The sequence below is a fragment of the Sporosarcina obsidiansis genome, assembly GCF_009651005.1.
Taxonomy (GTDB): Bacteria; Bacillota; Bacilli; order Bacillales_A; family Planococcaceae; genus Sporosarcina; species Sporosarcina obsidiansis.
The window spans coordinates 1-269 of record NZ_WHVW01000061.1 but is presented as its reverse complement, the minus strand read 5'-3'; the positions used below and the strand labels follow the sequence as shown (position 1 = coordinate 269).

Below are 269 nucleotides of genomic sequence, written 5' to 3'. Positions count from 1 at the left end.
AATGGTGACCCCTACGGGATTCGAACCCGTGTTACCGCCGTGAAAGGGCGGTGTCTTAACCGCTTGACCAAGGGGCCGTGCATAATATTAAGAAAACTGGCGGAGAGCAAGGGATTTGAACCCTTGAGACAGCGTTAACCGTCTACACGATTTCCAATCGTGCTCCTTCGGCCACTCGGACAGCTCTCCAATATTGGCTCCGCAGGTAGGACTCGAACCTACGACCGATCGGTTAACAGCCGATTGCTCTACCACTGAGCTACTGCGGA

3 tRNA genes are annotated in these 269 nt (G+C 53.9%); all 3 read right to left on the bottom strand.

Features of this window, described 5'->3' with window-relative positions:
* Positions 1–2: 2 nt before the first annotated feature.
* Positions 3–77, bottom strand: a tRNA-Glu gene (locus GD002_RS17670).
* Between the two features lie 20 nt (positions 78–97).
* A tRNA-Ser gene (locus GD002_RS17665) sits at positions 98–189 on the bottom strand.
* 5 nt (positions 190–194) lie between these two features.
* Positions 195–269 (bottom strand) — tRNA-Asn (locus GD002_RS17660).